The sequence below is a fragment of the Glaciimonas soli genome (assembly GCF_009497155.1).
GTDB lineage: Bacteria > Pseudomonadota > Gammaproteobacteria > Burkholderiales > Burkholderiaceae_D > Glaciimonas > Glaciimonas soli.
In genome coordinates, this window is record NZ_WINI01000003.1 from 392,018 (window position 1) to 408,338 (window position 16,321).

At 49.8% G+C, this 16,321-nt stretch carries 15 protein-coding genes; 10 read left to right on the forward strand and 5 right to left on the reverse strand.

The features are described from left to right. Positions 1 to 71: 71 nt before the first annotated feature. The 7 genes from GEV47_RS07990 to GEV47_RS08020 all read left to right on the forward strand — a co-directional run bounded on the left by GEV47_RS07990 (position 72) and on the right by GEV47_RS08020 (position 6,430). The gene (locus GEV47_RS07990; RefSeq protein ID WP_153234293.1) at positions 72 to 1,058 is read left to right on the forward strand and encodes a sugar ABC transporter substrate-binding protein; all 987 of its coding nucleotides are present in this window, start codon (positions 72 to 74) and stop codon (positions 1,056 to 1,058) included. Between the two features lie 112 nt (positions 1,059 to 1,170). Continuing rightward, the gene (locus GEV47_RS07995) at positions 1,171 to 2,724 is read left to right on the forward strand and encodes a sugar ABC transporter ATP-binding protein (protein WP_153234202.1); all 1,554 of its coding nucleotides are present in this window, start codon (positions 1,171 to 1,173) and stop codon (positions 2,722 to 2,724) included. 24 nt (positions 2,725 to 2,748) lie between these two features. Further along, positions 2,749 to 3,711: an ABC transporter permease gene (locus GEV47_RS08000; protein WP_153234203.1), complete on the forward strand. Its 963-nt coding sequence runs from the start codon at positions 2,749 to 2,751 to the stop codon at positions 3,709 to 3,711. Between the two features lie 69 nt (positions 3,712 to 3,780). Then, positions 3,781 to 4,812, forward strand: coding sequence for a LacI family DNA-binding transcriptional regulator (locus GEV47_RS08005; RefSeq protein WP_153234204.1), 1,032 nt, complete (start codon positions 3,781 to 3,783; stop codon positions 4,810 to 4,812). Positions 4,813 to 4,827: 15 nt separating this feature from the next. Next, positions 4,828 to 5,751: a ribokinase gene (gene rbsK / locus GEV47_RS08010; RefSeq protein WP_153234205.1), complete on the forward strand. Its 924-nt coding sequence runs from the start codon at positions 4,828 to 4,830 to the stop codon at positions 5,749 to 5,751. A 65-nt stretch (positions 5,752 to 5,816) separates the two neighbouring features. Then, positions 5,817 to 6,209, forward strand: coding sequence for a D-ribose pyranase (gene rbsD, locus GEV47_RS08015; RefSeq protein WP_153234206.1), 393 nt, complete (start codon positions 5,817 to 5,819; stop codon positions 6,207 to 6,209). Between the two features lie 2 nt (positions 6,210 to 6,211). Continuing rightward, complete coding sequence (locus GEV47_RS08020; RefSeq protein WP_153234207.1) at positions 6,212 to 6,430, forward strand: DUF3717 domain-containing protein; 219 nt, start codon at positions 6,212 to 6,214, stop codon at positions 6,428 to 6,430. Positions 6,431 to 6,692: 262 nt separating this feature from the next. Here the strand turns inward: GEV47_RS08020 and GEV47_RS08025 are convergent, their stop codons facing one another. From GEV47_RS08025 to GEV47_RS08035, 3 genes are all read right to left on the reverse strand, one after another. Beyond that, entirely contained in the window at positions 6,693 to 6,962 is a 270-nt protein-coding gene (locus GEV47_RS08025) for a BrnA antitoxin family protein (RefSeq protein ID WP_228124616.1), read from the reverse strand. Further along, entirely contained in the window at positions 6,934 to 7,239 is a 306-nt protein-coding gene (locus GEV47_RS08030; RefSeq protein WP_322741586.1) for a BrnT family toxin, read from the reverse strand. The genes GEV47_RS08025 and GEV47_RS08030 overlap by 29 nt, the downstream gene beginning before the upstream one ends. 102 nt (positions 7,240 to 7,341) lie before the next feature. Then, complete coding sequence (locus GEV47_RS08035; RefSeq protein WP_153234209.1) at positions 7,342 to 8,247, reverse strand: NAD-dependent epimerase/dehydratase family protein; 906 nt, start codon at positions 8,245 to 8,247, stop codon at positions 7,342 to 7,344. Between the two features lie 124 nt (positions 8,248 to 8,371). Here GEV47_RS08035 and GEV47_RS08040 point away from each other — a divergent pair, with 124 nt between their 5' ends. Further along, entirely contained in the window at positions 8,372 to 9,253 is an 882-nt protein-coding gene (locus GEV47_RS08040) for a LysR family transcriptional regulator (RefSeq protein ID WP_153234210.1), read from the forward strand. 94 nt (positions 9,254 to 9,347) lie between these two features. Here the strand turns inward: GEV47_RS08040 and GEV47_RS08045 are convergent, their stop codons facing one another. After that, positions 9,348 to 9,998, reverse strand: a complete 651-nt coding sequence (locus GEV47_RS08045; RefSeq protein ID WP_194270612.1) for a TetR/AcrR family transcriptional regulator — start codon at positions 9,996 to 9,998, stop codon at positions 9,348 to 9,350. A gap of 122 nt (positions 9,999 to 10,120) precedes the next feature. Between GEV47_RS08045 and GEV47_RS08050 the strand changes: the two genes are divergently transcribed. After that, on the forward strand, positions 10,121 to 11,386 hold the full coding sequence (locus GEV47_RS08050) for an MFS transporter (RefSeq protein ID WP_153234212.1): 1,266 nt from the start codon (positions 10,121 to 10,123) through the stop codon (positions 11,384 to 11,386). A 50-nt stretch (positions 11,387 to 11,436) separates the two neighbouring features. On the opposite strand, the gene GEV47_RS08055 is transcribed toward GEV47_RS08050, so the two are convergent. Next, positions 11,437 to 14,082 carry a PepSY domain-containing protein gene (locus GEV47_RS08055; RefSeq protein ID WP_153234213.1) on the reverse strand — a complete coding sequence of 882 codons (2,646 nt, stop codon included), beginning with the start codon at positions 14,080 to 14,082 and terminating at the stop codon, positions 11,437 to 11,439. A 111-nt stretch (positions 14,083 to 14,193) separates the two neighbouring features. Here GEV47_RS08055 and GEV47_RS08060 point away from each other — a divergent pair, with 111 nt between their 5' ends. Further along, complete coding sequence (locus tag GEV47_RS08060; RefSeq protein WP_153234214.1) at positions 14,194 to 16,320, forward strand: TonB-dependent siderophore receptor; 2,127 nt, start codon at positions 14,194 to 14,196, stop codon at positions 16,318 to 16,320. Position 16,321: the final 1 nt, after the last annotated feature.

The following is a 16,321-nucleotide window of genomic DNA, read 5'->3' on the forward strand; positions in this document are numbered from 1 at the left end:
TACTCAATAGTTGGTCTGGCGAAACTGGACCGATTGCTAGTGGACATATCAACCTAAGGAGACTTTTGATGATGCCGAATAGCCCGAAAAATAGTAAAAAGCGCTTAAATATAAAGTTATTAGCAGCCGCAATATTGGTCAGCGCATTACCTGCTTTGCCTGCAATGGCGCAGACCGCCGCGCCAGCAGCCAAACCAAAAATTGCATTGGTAATGAAATCACTCGCCAATGAATTCTTTTTGACGATGGAAACCGGCGCGAAGGATCATCAAAAAGCGCATGCAGCACAATACGATTTGATCGCCAACGGCATCAAGGATGAAACAGATACCTCCAGCCAAATCAAGATGGTGGAACAGATGATCGTCTCCAAAGTCAACGGATTGGTAATCGCTCCTGCAGATTCGAAAGCGCTGGTTCCGGTGCTTAAGAAAGCGATTGATGCGGGCATCATCGTCGTCAATATCGACAACAAATTAGACGACGCCGCACTCAAAGAAAAAGGCATCACTGTTCCATTCGTCGGTCCGGATAATCGCAAAGGCGCGAAACTGGCGGGCGATTATTTAGGCAAGCAAATCAAGAGCGGTGACAAAGTTGGCATTATCGAAGGCGTTTCCACTACCTTCAATGCGCAACAGCGTACTGCTGGTTTCCAGGATGCGATGAAAGCCGTCGGCGCCAATGTCGTCAGCGTGCAATCAGGCCAATGGGAACTTGATCCGGGCAATAAAGTGGCGGCAGCGATGTTAAATGCCCACCCTGATATCAAAGCGCTGTTAGCCGGTAACGACAACATGGCTCTGGGCGCCGTAGCTGCCATTAAAGCCGCTGGTAAAACCGGTAAAGTCTTGGTGGTTGGCTATGACAACATCACTGCAATCAAACCAATGTTGAAAGATGGCCGTGTATTGGCTACCGTCGATCAGTTCGGTTCGCAACAAGCAGTATTTGGTATCGACACTGTGTTGAAAGCGCTGGCTGAAAAGAAAAAGCAAGCTAGCTTGAGCGGAACAGTAGAAACCAAAGTCGAGTTGGTGACTAAAGATAGTAAGTAACGCAGCAATTAACTCAGCAATTGAGTAACCGATAAGCTTGCTCCCTCACCCGCCTGCGGAAGAGGGAGCAAGCTTATTTCAATACCATTTTCCATACTCTCCGGTGGAACCCATGTCCCAAATACCCCTACTGTCCCTAACCAACATTGGGAAAACCTACGTTGAACCCGTGTTGGCTGGCGTTTCGCTGCAAATTCGTTCAGGCCAGGTGTTAGCGCTGACCGGTGAAAACGGTGCAGGGAAAAGTACTTTATCGAAAATTATCTGCGGTCTGATCAACGCCACCGATGGCACCATGCTGCTCGATGGTCACGCGTATCAGCCAGGCTCACGGCAAGATGCCGAACGCCTTGGTATCCGGATGGTGATGCAAGAATTGAATCTGATTCCCACTCTCAGCATCGCAGAAAATTTATTCCTGCAACAAATGCCACAACGATTTGGCTGGATAGACAAACCACGTCTGGCCAAGATGGCAAAGGAGCAAATGGCGACCGTTGGCTTGGATGATCTGGATCCTTGGACGCTGGTTGGCGAGCTGGGTGTCGGCCACCAGCAAATGGTAGAAATCGCGCGTAATCTGATTGGTCATTGCCGCTTGCTGGTGTTGGATGAGCCTACGGCGATGTTGACTGATCGTGAAGTCGAACTATTATTTTTACAAATCGCGCGCTTACAAGCTGAAGGCGTGGCGATCATTTATATCTCGCATCGCCTGGAAGAATTGAAACGAGTTGCCAATACCATTGCCGTATTACGCGATGGTGAACTGGTATGTGACGCCGACATTGCCGGCTATAGCAGCGACGACCTGGTACGCCTGATGGTAGGCCGCGCAGTCGATGCGGAGCGCGAACATGGCGCACGACACTTTGGCGCTCCTTTGCTACGAGTACGCGATATTGCCCGACGCGGCGTGGTGCAACCCACATCGTTCGATTTGCGCGCCGGCGAAGTTCTTGGCATCGCCGGCTTGATAGGATCAGGACGTACCGAATTGCTACGCTTGATTTTCGGCGCCGATCGCGCCGATCAAGGCGAACTGTTTTTTGGCGAGCAAACTACGGCGACCAGGATCAACTCACCCAAAGCAGCGATTGCCGCTGGCATTGCGATGATTACCGAAGATCGCAAAGGCCAGGGTTTGCTGTTGCCGCAAGCGATTGCCAGCAATACGACATTGGCAAAACTAACCACCGTCAGCAAGCGCGGCTGGATTGATAACGACGCAGAAACCGCGGTAGCAGATCAGTATATAAAGCGCCTGAATGTGCGCTGCCGCAATGGCGCACAGGCAGTTGGTGAATTATCCGGTGGCAATCAACAAAAAGTAGTGATCGCACGTTGGTTGTATCGTGATTGTCCTATTATGTTATTCGACGAACCTACGCGCGGTATCGACATAGGTGCCAAGTTTGAGATTTATCAATTGCTGGCAGAACTGGCACAGCAAGGCAAAGGGTTGGTGATTGTTTCCAGTGACTTGCGCGAATTGATGTTGATCAGCGACCGGATTGCGGTGATGAGTGCTGGCAGTCTGGTCAAGACCTTTGAACGTGGACAGTGGAGTCAGGATGCGATTTTGCAGGCTGCGTTTAGTGGCTATGCAAAACCAACTGATGCCGCTGATGTCATCAAAACAGCCGCAACATCGCAAGCTGCGTAAATCACAATAAAACTAAAATTAATCATGAAAAATTCCTCCCAAAAAAGCAGATTTTCCGGCCTGATGAATTACATCGGTCTGCTCGGCGCACTGGTCGCGATGTGTGCATTGTTCTCTTTTCTCAGCGAAAATTTTCTGACGCTGGAGACATTTAAAACCTTGTCGAACGATATCCCTACGCTGGTGGTGATGGCGGTCGGGATGACATTCGTGCTGATCATCGGCGGCATTGATTTATCAGTCGGTTCGGTGATGGCATTGGCGGCATCCGTATTGTCGACGGCGATGGTGCAATGGGGCTGGAGCTTGTTTCCCGCCTGCGTGTTGGGCGTACTGGCGGCGACACTGTGCGGTGTCGTTACCGGATCGATTTCAGTGGGCTGGCGAATTCCTTCTTTTATCGTTTCTTTAGGTGTGCTGGAAATGGCGCGTGGCCTGGCCTATCAAGTAACTGACTCGCGCACGGTGTATATCGGCAGTGCAGTCGAATCGATCAGCTCTCCTATTTTTCTTGGCCTTTCACCGGCATTCATAGCATCTGTTCTGATCGTCGTTGGTGGCCATTTATTGCTGACAAAAACGGTGATCGGTCGCCACTGGATCGGCATCGGTACCAATGAAGAGGCGATGCGTTTAGCCGGTATCAATCCGCGACCAAGCAAGATCATGGTGTTCGCGTTGATGGGTTTATTAGCGGGTATCGGTGCTTTGTTTCAAGTATCCCGTCTGGAAGCGGCTGATCCTAATGGCGGTGTCGGCCTGGAATTGCAAGTCATCGCCGCTGTGGTCATCGGCGGTACCAGTTTGATGGGTGGCCGTGGCTCCGTGATCAGCACTTTTATTGGTGTACTGATTATTTCGATATTGGCGGCCGGTCTGGCGCAAGTTGGCGTAAGTGAGCCTATGAAGCGCATCATTACCGGTTTGGTAATCGTCGGCGCGGTCGTGTTTGATGCTTACCGTCGACGTAACGAACGAGCGGCTTAACAACTGATTTCTCCCCTCACCGATAAGCAAGAAGAGGGGAGCAACTTCTAGTGCAAACATTGGTAAATAATGGCAACAATTAAAGAAGTCGCACGTGTAGCCGGTGTGTCTTACACCACGGTATCGCACGTATTAAATCAGACTCGCCCGGTGAGTGATGCTGCGCGTGAAAGTGTGATGGCGGCGGTAACGACATTAGGCTATGTGCCAAGTGCATTGGCACGTTCGATGAAGAGTAAAACCACCGGTACCATCGGTTTGATTATTCCGAACAATGCCAACCCGTATTTTTCCGAAGTCGCTCGTGGCATTGAAGACAGTTGTTATGCCGCTGGCTATAGCGTGATTTTGTGTAATTCCGATGACGATTCAGATAAACAGCGCGACTATCTGAATATGCTGTTAACCAAGCGCTGCGACGGCATCATTTTGGCGACATTGGACGACATCGATAGCGCTTTGTTACGCAAGATGAAAGTGCCAACCGTTTTGCTCGATAGAGCGCACAAAGATGCTGCGATTGATATTTCAATTGACAGTGTCTCTGTCGACAACGTTGCTGGCGGCGCTTTGGCGGCGGAACATTTGTTGGGAAGCGGGCGAAAACGCATTGCCTGTATCGCTGGCCCGGAAGAGCTGGCGATTACACAAGCGCGCGTTTCCGGGTTGCGCAAAACGCTGCTCAAGGCAGACAAATTTTTACCGGATAATTTATGTATCTATAGCGATTTCACTAGCGCTGGCGGCTATGCGGCGGCATGTCATTTATTGGATAATCTGCCGCGCCCGGATGCACTATTTTGTTGCAACGATTTGATGGCAATCGGCGCTTTACGTGCCGCAGCAGAACGCGGTATTGCAGTACCAGAAGAACTGGCTGTAGTTGGCTTCGATGATATTGAATTGGCGCAATTTGTGCATCCAACCTTAACCAGCATTGCGCAAAATATCCGCTTGCTCGGACAACTTACCGCGCAATTTTTGTTGGCGCGGATTGCTACGCCGGAACTGCCGGTGCAACAGCAAATCATCATGCCAGAATTGCATGTGCGGGATTCGTCGCTTAATCGTCAAAACGCGCATCAAGAGCCCAGCGCATAGAATAGGAATAGAGAAATGATCGTCATCATTGGCAGCATTAACATGGATTTAGTCATGCGGGTTCCACGTATTCCGCATCCGGGTGAAACCTTATCTGGTGGGCCGTTCCAAACTATTCCCGGCGGCAAAGGTGCCAATCAGGCTGTCGCTTGCGCACGCCTGGTGAAACAAACTGAGCGATCGGCACCACAAAAAGTGGCAATGGTTGCATGTCTCGGTGACGATGCATTCGGCGTTCAGTTGCGTGCCGCGTTGCGCAGTGACGGCATAGACGATACGCATGTCTCAACAGTTGCGAACATATCTTCCGGCGTGGCGGCAATTCAGGTTGATGCTAATGGCCAGAACAGTATTGCACTGGCCGCAGGTGCCAACGATGCTCTGACGCCTGCACATATAGATGCCGCGCGCAACTTGATAGCGCAGGCAAAAATCGTGGTGCTACAACTGGAAACACCGTTGGCAACAATCAGCCACGCGATAAAAATGGCGCATGATTTAGGCAAAATTGTGGTGTTAAATCCGGCCCCGGCGCAAGCTCTGCCGACTGCATTATTGGCGCAAATAGATTATCTGATTCCGAATGAAATTGAAGCGGGCATGCTAGCTGAATTACCTTTGACTGCTTCGATGTCTGATGCCGACATCGATGCTGCAATGGCTAAGCTGCAGGCGCACGGCTGCCGTAATGTGCTGGTCACATTAGGTGCTAAAGGTGTGCAAGCTGGACTGGCAAATGGAGCGCAGCATTTCCCCGCGCAAGTTGTCAAAGCAATCGATACTACCGCAGCCGGTGATACCTTCATTGGTGGTTTTGTTGCAGCCTTGGCCGATGGCTTGAGTGAAGCGGAAGCAATCCAGTTCGGCCAGCGTGCGGCAGCGCTCAGCGTCACACGCATTGGTGCACAAACGTCGATACCTTATCGACACGAACTTTAGTAGTCAGACTAAGCATCCATTTTCTGCGACAATACAGCGTGTCAAATACAGGATGATCACTCACTATGAAAAAGACTCCTCTGCTCAACATCGCTCTATCACAGTTAATCGCATCATTGGGTCATGGCGACACTGTCGTAATTGCGGATGCCGGATTGCCCGTGCCACCTGGCGTGCCATTGATTGATCTGGCGCTCACACGCGGCATTCCTGGTTTTATGGACACACTCAATGCGGTATTGAGTGAAATGGAAGTAGAACATCATTTGCTAGCCGATGAACTGGTAGAAAAAAATCCACAGCTAGTCGAAAAAATCGATGCGCTAGCTTTGGCTGATCAGCGCACTTTATCGCACTCCGAATTCAAACGTCTGACCCAAAGCGCGCGCGCGATTGTGCGTACCGGCGAATGCACGCCGTATGCCAATATCATTCTGTATGCCGGCGTGGCCTTTTAGCAATGACTATTTCATTGCAAGAACTGGAACAAGCGATCAATTACTGGCGCATACAACGCCCGGCGACCGGCGAAGAATGTGCGTTATCGCCGGAAGTAAATGCACTGGCAAGCGTCTATGCATTGATGATTTTCCATCAAACCAGCGCACTGCCGTTTGAGATGATAGACACCATTGCGCAGCAGTTGATTAATGCGTGGCGAAATCAAAAAGCGTTGTAATTTACTTATGCCGGTTGCCGGTTTGCCACATCAAACGCATCCTGTCGAGTCCAACTTTGGAATATCTTCCAAGGGCGCTTTCCTTAGCTTTATGAGATAGTTCTTTTGATCTGAGTTCGGCCAATCTTTTCAATTGTTCATCAGTCTGTGCGCGTGGCATAAGAATATCTCCATTGATGCTTAAAAATTCAGCATAGCAGATGGCTGGGGAAATGATAGGTCAATTCTTGTTCTTGATTGGCTGACCGATTATTAAACAAGGTTAAGCAATTAAATCTTCTGGCGAATGCTCTTTAAGCCAATCCGTCAGCGCCGCATCCATGCGTGTTTGCCAGCCTTTGCCGGTGGCACGAAATCTTTCAACGGTTGCGGGGGTCATTCGTATCGTGACAGGTGTTTTGGTAACTTCAGCAACAGGGCGTCCGCGCTTAATCAGCTTTTTCCCGTCATATAAGTCGGCTTGCGCTACCCATGTATCGGTAATTTCAGGGGCATCATCAGTATCAATCCAGATATCTTTTGACTTTGGCAATTTCGCGCTCATTGGCTTTCCTCATTGAGATAATTCGCTTATATTTTCCACGTGAGGTCCACACCACCATCACAATTCTGCCTTCCAGCCACCCCATCGTCTGAAAACGTGGTTCGCTATAAGCATTGCGTGTATCTTCAACCGTCAGATGCTTGAGAGTAAATATTTCAGCGGCGCTGGCAAATTCCAGCCCGCGCTCGATATATGTTTTATCGCGTTTACTTTGATCAAATTCAATACACATAATTATTGTACGTACATTTAATGTGATTTTCAAGTGGAGTGAAAATTTCCCACTTGCCTTATGACATTTTTGACATCACAAACACATGGTGCTATGTACGTACAACGTCAGATAGCCTGCTTCATAGGCAATAACTTATTTGTCTAGTTTCATATCCCGCTTCACCCACTCAATCACCGAACGATGTTCCGGTAGCCAGCCTAATTCTGTACGTGCACGCTGCGCCGAGACACGGCTATTGGAACCGAATGAATACACCGCATGCCCAAACCCCCATTCTTCGATGGCTGCTTCGACCGGCCATGGTTGTGGCGCACCTAAGCCCAAGCGTTCGGCGATAGCGGTGACAATTTCAGCATACGAAGCCTGGCCATTTTCAACGTAATAAAACGATCCTGCCGATGCTTTTTTCAATGCTAAAAGATACAGCTCTGCCACATCGGCAATGTGTACGTTGGACCAAATATTGACACCTTTACCAACGAAACGGGCGATGCCGCTTTTACGTGCTTGCGCCACCAATGGTGGAATTTGCACACTATGCGGATTCAAACCCAAGCCATTCCCATAAATCATCGTGTTGCATAAAATGATCGAATGCACACCACGTTTAACTGCATCCAGAATTAACTTGTCCAGAGCAGCACGTTTTGCTTTCTCTGGCGCTGGCGTATAGACAGTCGCTTCATCGAAAATTTGCTCAGAAGCCCACTCACCACGCGCATCATCACCCACCACGCTAGAGCCGCTGGTGTGAATAAATGCTTTATTTGAACCAGCCAATGCATCAAGCAAGGTTGTCACTGCAAGCACATTGTCCGAGCTCGCCGCATTCACCACTGCATCGGCAGACTGTGCCTCACGCGTCAATACATCCGCATCTTCCAGCATGCCCAACACTGGCTCTATGCCACGTTGCGCCAGCAACGCTGCCTGTGCTTCGGTACGCACCAAACCACGCACTGAGTAACCTTCGGCTACCAAACGCGCGGCGACAGAGCCACCGATAAAGCCCGTTGCGCCGGTGATAAAAACCTTCATGATTTTCCTTTAGAAATTATTTGCACAAGCGATACTATGAACCTTTTATATTTTGTGAAAAATAGCTGTAATAGGAATTCATATTTGACTCATAATCAAGAATAGATTTTTTGAAAGTAAGGTTATGGATATCAATTCAGACGATCTCAATGTCTTTATCGCAGTAGTTGACAGTGGCACACTCAGCGCCGCCGCTGCACATTTAGGGCAAACCTCTTCGGGCGTTAGCCGTGCGTTGTCACGCCTGGAAGAAAAGTTATCCTGCACATTGTTAACCCGTACCACACGGCGCATGATATTGACTGAAGAGGGGCATTTATTACTAGAGAAAGCACGGGCTATTCTGGCAGCGATGGATGAAGCTGAAGAATCGATACGTATTCGCCGTCAACAATTAGCAGGGCGCTTGCGAGTTGATGCCGCATCACCTTTCATGTTGCATTGTATTGTTCCGCATGTGGCAGAGTTTCGCGAAAAATATCCTGATATAACTTTGGAATTGACCAGTCATGATCAAATCATCGACTTGCTGGAGCATCGCATTGATATCGCGATCCGACATGGCGCATTACCAGATTCCAGCCTGCATGCGCGTGCCCTCAGCACCAGCGCACGACACTTGCTTGCCAGTCCTGCTTATCTGGAACGTCACGGTCGGCCCACTAATATCGCAGCACTTACGCGGCATCAGTTACTAGGTTTCACCAATTATGAGGCCGGCAATATCTGGCCGATTCGCCATAAAAACGGCGAGACACTCTCCATCACGCCTACTTTGTTCGCATCCAGCGGCGAAACGCTGCGACAACTGGCGCTACAAGACTTAGGCATTGTGTGTCTGGCCGACTACATGACACGCGACGATATCGCCGCTGGGCGATTGATTAAAATCCTTCCCAACGCGAATAATGGCGTTCATCAGGCTATCCATGCGGTCTATTATCGCAATACGCAATTGTCACGAAGGATTAGCTGTTTTTTGGAGTTTTTACATAAAAAACTGTGACTGAATTCGTTAAACATCAATACGCGTCCCTTCGACCACATTCCTCGTATTAACAGTTGTTTCCATTGCAATCCCGCAAGCGACGTATATTCTTTTACGCCGCTTGAGACGTCGTCAAATAGGCGACAAAGCTGTGCACAAGACTCTCCGCTAATTCCGATTCGCTGGTAGAAGGCTCTGTGTGCCACAACGAACGAGGATCCAACGTGAATGTCTCAATCGAACACGTCACATTAAGAACTGCAAATCGCAGCGCCGATTCCGGTAATCCGTGCGCAATTTCGCTCCTATGCATAAGCAGGATTTCGACTATGACGTCAACGTTCGCGCTCATAATCGACCGCGCTTCGTTGGCGAATTCCGAATTCGAGTCAGCATCAATGAAGTGAGACAGCGCGCGAAACAAATGAGGATGTTGCTGAAACTGCTTGAACAGCAGGGTGATCAAGCATTTTGAAGTCGACGCCAAGGTGTCACGCAGTATTAGCGTTTTGAGCTGTTGATGATTCGCCTGATTGCTTTGTTTGAGCACGTGCATAAATGCGGCTCGCAATAAAGCTTCCTTGTCAGCGAAACGCCGATAAACGCTTGCGGGTGCGACTTTCGCAACTGCCGCAATGCGCGGAATGACCGCGCCGTCGAGACCTGATTCGTCAAGGATGCGTATCGTGGCGTTTAGCAGGCGCTCGGCGGTTGCACGGCTGCGTTCTTGACGTGGCTGGTGAGGGGATTCTTCTGAATTCATACACATAGTATAGACAAAACACGATATTTATGTGAAAGTGAATACGCATTTACATTTTATCGGCCAGCAAAACCTTAAAAAACTGACTTAATTGATAAGTTTGTCAAAAATGGGGGGCACCAATGGAAACCGAAAAATCGCTGTCTAATACAGAGTCATCGGATAAGGAGCTTGCTTCGACTGACAAAGGCGAACTGAACACCTTAGTCGATCTTTTGAAGATGACACCATTTCGTAACGTGTGGATAGCTTCGACCATTTCGTTAATCGGTGATGTTTGCTTCATGGTTGCCCTGCCATGGCTGGTGCTCCAATTGACGGGTTCAAGTTTGGCTTTAGGGTCGGTCATGATGGCACTGGCAGTACCACGTGCCTTGCTATTGCTTATCGGGGGCGCGATGAGCGATAAGTTCCCGGCTCGAACCATCCTGGCGATGGCATATAGCGTTCAATTAGTCTGCGTTGGCGTTGTCTCGGCGCTCATTTGGTACCACTCGCTCCACTTGAATGCGCTTTATATACTGGCATTCTGCTTTGGGATTGCCGATGCTTTCACCTCTCCGGCATTGCGTGTTCTACTGCCGGAACTGGTGCCGCGCGAGCAACTGCCACGCGCCAATTCGTTACTGAGTTCCACCAGTCAAGTTTGCTTACTGGGAGGCGCTGCCATAGTAGGTTTGCTAATTGCGAAATGGGGTCTGTTCTTCGCATTTTTTGTGGACACAATCAGCTATGTATTTATCATTTTTGTTTTATTCGGCATTGCCGCCAAAGCGCGCACCAAGTTGTCCTCTCAGAATATGCGCAGCGCCATCGCAGAGGGTCTACGCTACGTCTGGAGCGACACAGCGTTGCGTTCGCTTCTCACTGTCATGACGTGCATAAATTTCTGTATGATTGGGGCAACGCAAGTCGGTTTTGCCGCTTTGGCAAACTCCCGATTTGAATCTTCTGCCGATTTTGGATTTTTGCTGATGAGCGCCGGGATCGGGTCGTTGATTGGGATCGTGCTGGCTGGATCCCCGCTGCCAAAAATGAACTTACAGAGCACTTTCACGACAGCGTGCTTAACCCTCAGTTTTTTACTGGCTGCGCTGGCCATTCAACTTCAGATATGGGGCGTTTGCATCATCTCGTTATCATTAGGCATCGTCGCTGGCTACGTCAACATTCAAGTCGTGTCATGGCTTCAGGCTACTGTCAGAAGTGATATGTTGGGACGGGTGATGAGTGTATTGGCACTTGGCTCCGTGGGAATAGCGCCTTTGTCACTCGCAATCAGCGGATTAGTGGCGCAATCCCATGTCCATATTTTATTTTTGTCCGCAGGTGCAATTCTGTTTCTGACGACGCTACTTATGGGCCGGCATCAATCCGTCAACATCTAACTTAGGTGACGTGCTTGAGATGGTAACGGGTATGTGTGTTCTGCTATCGCTTAATACACATCCCGCCGATACCGTCCTGCCGCAATCAAATCATCCATCCCAGCTTCGCCGAGAATATCAACCAGCACCGCATCAATCCCGGCAGCCATTCCATCAAGACTGCCGCAAACATAGATTACCGCACCGTGATGCAGCCATTTACGCACTGTATCGGCTGCTGCGCGTAGTTTGTCTTGCACATAAACCCGCTCTTCCTGATCGCGTGAAAAAGCCATATCAACGACAGACAGCACACCATTTTTTTGCCATTGCTCGATTTCTTCGCGATAGTGAAAATCATGTGCCTGATGACGTTCGCCGAATAGCAGCCAATTGCGATGTTGCTGTTTGTGCGCGCGTGCACGCAAGTGTCCGCGTAGGCCAGCCAGACCAGAACCATTGCCGATGAAAATACATGGGGCATCGTTATCGATCAACGCGAAACCTGGATTTGCTAGCAAGCGCATGCTGATTTCTTGACCAATTTCAGCGTGTTCGGTGATCCAACCTGAAGCTATTCCCAAGCCATCTTCGTGGCCGACCTGACGCACTAAAAGATGAATACTGCCGTCTTCAGGGGTTGAGGCGACGGAGTAGCGACGCGCTGCCAGCGGTTGCAAGTGATCCGTGATCTGTTGAGGTATGGTATCTGCTGCAATGGCATGTGGCAAAGCGCTACGCGATAAGGCATCTGCCAATGTACGTGCGACGCCTTCGTGCTGCACCATCGTCTGGCCATCTTTGGCAAAGCGCTGTAAGAAAACATCTACGCGCTCTTGCGCATGGCGCGGCGATATCTCAACTAGCGCACCAGATTCCCAGTTTGGCTTCTCAGCCGCTGGAAAATGCAATTCAAGATGAAAAATCGGAGCGCCATGGCTGCCGACATTCAATAAGCGTCGCTCTGTCAAATGCCATGTTTGATAGCTTGATTTCGCCGGTGTCGCCATGCTGAAACTGGATGTCGCAGTGGTCGCCAGTGTTTTTTGCAAAACGCTTTGCCATAACGCCATTGCTGCCGTATTTTCATGCGCTTTGCCGTTATCCATTTCTATCGTCGGGAATAAGGCATGCGCATTTTGTGTAGCTAGCCAGTGTTCCAACGTATGCGCAAAACCACAGAAATGTTCGTAATGACTATCTCCCAGCGCCAAAATTCCATATTGCAGATGCGGCAGACCAGCGTTGGCTGTGTGCGCCAATTGCTTGGAGAAGCGACGTGCACTGTCGGGTGGCTCACCTTCGCCAAAAGTGCTCACTACGAATAAAACGCGATGAAAGTGACGTAATTTTTCAGCATCCAGTGTTGCCAGCGACTGTACCGATACCGTGAGCTTGGTGGCTTGCAAAGCAGCTGCCGTACGTAAGGCAATGCTTTCGGCCTGACCCGATTGGCTGGCGTAGGCGATCAGCAGTGTTTCCAATGCTGCGTTTGTTGACGGTGCTGACGTATGCGTTAGCTGTGCACGCTGCGCTTTAGCGGTGCGCTTTTTGCGGCGCCTATCGAGATACAACATCCAGCCAGTGATGCCAAACAATGGCAAACCCAAACCAGCCAACATGATGATGATGCGTCCCGGCAGACCGAAATAAGTCCCCATGTGGAGCGGATAAACACTATTCAATAAGCGATCGCCGCTGCTTTTATCGGCATAGCGGTCCAGCTTGAGGATTTTGCCGCTGTCCGGCTGAATCAACATTTCATTACGAGCGCGTTCGTGCTCTGGCTTAGCGTCCAGATAAAAAACTTGTATCGGCTTGCCCTGTTGCTCTGGCAGGCGGATACGCGCCATGCTGTAGCCGCCGATTTTGTTGGCTTCATTTAAGAATGCTTGCCAGGTAACCGACAGGTCGATCGCAGAGGTGTCAGTCGATGCAGACGGAGATAACGCAGGCTCTTTTTTTCTATCTGTTTTTTTCTTTACCGATGGCCCAGCTGTTTCGTGGGGCGTTTCACCCAACAAGTGATTCGCACCATCCTTGAACCAACCTAAAGCCCAATACATTCCGGTCACGCTAAGCAGCAAATACACAACCAACACCCAAGTCCCGAGGACTGAATGCAGCCCCCATAAAAACGAGCGACCTTTCAAAGAAAAGTCCAGCTTGAGCCAGTTTCGCCATGCAAAAACACGGCGCGGCCAGCGTAAATACAAGCCCGATAACGCCAGGAAAAACATGCACATGGCGAAGGTGCCGGTGAATATCTGCCCTAAATCTTTAGGCAGTAATAGCCAGCGATGCAAACGCTCTACAAAATTGAAAAAAGCATCACCTTGCAGCGGCGGTAGCAAAGTCGCCGTGAAAGGATCAACGTAGCGTGTCTCGCCGCGCTTTGCTCCTGACGCTGGCGCAAAGGTCACGCGTGCCGCCTGCTGTGGGTCAGCGAACACGGTCAATTGCGAGATTGGTTGCGATGCTTTCGATGGGTCTTGCAAGGTTGCCTGCGCATCAGCAGCTTGTAATTTTTTCAATAGCTGATCCGGCGTCAACTGAACGGCAGAGCCATGATCGGCGATGCGATCGGCCGGATTCATCAGATCCAGTAACTCTTCGCGAAAAGATAACACTGACCCGGATAGGCCAATCACCATCAATACGCTGCCCGCGGTGATACCGATGAACCAGTGCAGTTGAAACAGGATTTTTTTAAACATGATTAAGCAGAATAGACCGCCGCTACGGAAGGTTGATTGGTTAACAACAGACGACCTGCATTATAATACGGATAGGAATCATTATCATTACCATTAAGAAATTGTCTATTTATGAAGAATCTCCGCTCTGTTGGCAGTCTCGCGTTATTAGCGTTTGCTTTTACTCCCGCCGCTTTTGCTGAGGGTTTCGACGACGATAGCGACGCATTAGACGATGCCATGCTGCCCGAAATTATCATCACCGAACGGGCACAAGAGCATGGTTATCAACCAAAACGCGCAACCACTGCTTCCCGCACCGATGCGGCATTGCTCGATATTCCACAGGCAATCGCCGTAGTGCCGGCACAAGTGATAGAAGATCAGCAAGTACGTAACATTGATGAAGCCTTGTATAACGTCAGCGGCATCACGCAAGCCAATACCTTGGGCGGAACGCAAGATGCCTTGATCAAGCGCGGCTTTGGATTTAACCGCGATGGCTCGATTTTGCGCGACGGCGTGCGCACAGTGTTGGCACGTAACTTGATTTACACCACGGAACGCGTCGAAGTATTGAAAGGGCCATCGTCCATCATGTACGGCACCATGGACCCGGGTGGCGTTATTAATATGATTACCAAAAAGCCGCAGCTATCAGACTTTAAACAAGTCGCACTTTACGCTTCCAATCTGGGTGGCGGCGCATCGGTGGATCTGACCGGTGCTATCGGCGATTCACGCCTGGCGTATCGTTTGATTGCGGACACCAGTGACGAGAAATACTGGCGCAATTTTGGTGTCGATAAGCAAACCGTGATTGCACCATCGCTTGCCTGGTATGGCCGTGACACCACTGTGCGCGTGTCGTATGAGCATACCGAATATGAACAACCCTTCGACCGCGGCACCATCATCGACAGCCGTACTGGCAAGCCGGTAGACGTGCCGCGTGAACGTCGTTTTGACGAAGCGTACAACCGTACCATCGGCGATTCCGATTTCTTCACCATACAAGCGCAACAGCGTTTGAACGACGAGTGGAAAAGCAATTTCACGTACAGCTACAACCGTAATCATTACAACGATTTTCAAGCCCGTCCGATTTCCTTGAATCCTGTTACGGGTGTATTGACACGTCGTGCCGACGGCACTCGTGGCGCACTGAGTCAGCAGCAGATCGTGCAATGGGATGCGATCGGTCATCTGCAAACCGGCAGCATCAAACATGAAGTGCAGTTTGGTTTTGATTTTGAAGACAGTAATATTTTCCGTCGCGATTTGATACGCGGCACCAACAATACTGATTTCAACATCTACGATCCTGTTTATGGTTTGATGCCAAATTCCACGGTAATCAGCCCGGCAGATAGCGATCAGACGGACAAACTGCACGCGTATTCAGTGTTTGCGCAAGATTCGGTGCGCTTGAATCAGCAATGGATAGTCTCGGCTGGTTTGCGCTATCAACAATACGATGAAATGGCAGGCAAAGGGCGGCCGTTTAAAGTCAACACCGATGTCTCCGGCCGCAAACTGATTCCCCGCGTTGGTGTGGTCTATCAAATTGATCCGACCGTCTCACTGTACGGCAGCTATAGTGAATCCTTCAAACCGAATACATCAATCGGCAGTTTCATTGAAGCCTTGCCTCCGGAACAAGGGAAGTCGTGGGAATTGGGTGCCAAACTAGACACCCCAAAAGGCGTCACCGCTACCCTTGCTGCGTATGATATCAACAAGACCAACGTACAAGTCAAAGACGCGCCGATCAACGGTTACACACCTGTGCGTGCAGCGGGTGTAGCGCGTTCTCGCGGTGTGGAATTAGACGTGGCTGGTCGCCTGACTCAGCAATGGAAAATCATCGCTGCATATGCTTACACCGATGCCAAGATTTTGGAAGACACCAAATACAAAGGCAATCAGCTCGCCAACGTTCCAAAAAATAGCGCTTCTGTATTTTTGGAACACGATTTTGCAGCCAGTGAAAACGGCAACCGCTGGCGTGCTGGCGGCGGCATGCGTTATATCGGCAAACGTCCCGGCGATGACGCCAATACTTTCTTCTTGGATGGCTATAACGTCGCCGATGTGTTTGCGTCTTACGACACCAAACTAAATGGTCATAAATTGCGCTTGCAATTCAATATCAAAAATCTTTTCGACAAAACTTATTACCCATCGGCAGGAAGTAATTTGTATGTGGCAGTAGGGGATGCCCGGCAGTTTCTATTGCGAGGGGTGATGGATTTTTGAT

Bases quoted from the DNA above. Each gene is read 5' to 3' on its own strand.
- GEV47_RS08020 (WP_153234207.1), top strand. From the start codon at position 6,212: ATGACTATTTCATTGCAAGAACTGGAACAAGCGATCAATTACTGGCGC.
- GEV47_RS08045 (WP_194270612.1), bottom strand. From the start codon at position 9,998: ATGAATTCAGAAGAATCCCCTCACCAGCCACGTCAAGAACGCAGCCGT.
- rbsK (WP_153234205.1), top strand. From the start codon at position 4,828: ATGATCGTCATCATTGGCAGCATTAACATGGATTTAGTCATGCGGGTT.
- rbsD (WP_153234206.1), top strand. From the start codon at position 5,817: ATGAAAAAGACTCCTCTGCTCAACATCGCTCTATCACAGTTAATCGCA.
- GEV47_RS08035 (WP_153234209.1), bottom strand. From the start codon at position 8,247: ATGAAGGTTTTTATCACCGGCGCAACGGGCTTTATCGGTGGCTCTGTC.
- GEV47_RS07990 (WP_153234293.1), top strand. From the start codon at position 72: ATGCCGAATAGCCCGAAAAATAGTAAAAAGCGCTTAAATATAAAGTTA.
- GEV47_RS08005 (WP_153234204.1), top strand. From the start codon at position 3,781: ATGGCAACAATTAAAGAAGTCGCACGTGTAGCCGGTGTGTCTTACACC.
- GEV47_RS08040 (WP_153234210.1), top strand. From the start codon at position 8,372: ATGGATATCAATTCAGACGATCTCAATGTCTTTATCGCAGTAGTTGAC.
- GEV47_RS08000 (WP_153234203.1), top strand. From the start codon at position 2,749: ATGAAAAATTCCTCCCAAAAAAGCAGATTTTCCGGCCTGATGAATTAC.
- GEV47_RS08060 (WP_153234214.1), top strand. From the start codon at position 14,194: ATGAAGAATCTCCGCTCTGTTGGCAGTCTCGCGTTATTAGCGTTTGCT.
- GEV47_RS07995 (WP_153234202.1), top strand. From the start codon at position 1,171: ATGTCCCAAATACCCCTACTGTCCCTAACCAACATTGGGAAAACCTAC.
- GEV47_RS08050 (WP_153234212.1), top strand. From the start codon at position 10,121: ATGGAAACCGAAAAATCGCTGTCTAATACAGAGTCATCGGATAAGGAG.
- GEV47_RS08055 (WP_153234213.1), bottom strand. From the start codon at position 14,082: ATGTTTAAAAAAATCCTGTTTCAACTGCACTGGTTCATCGGTATCACC.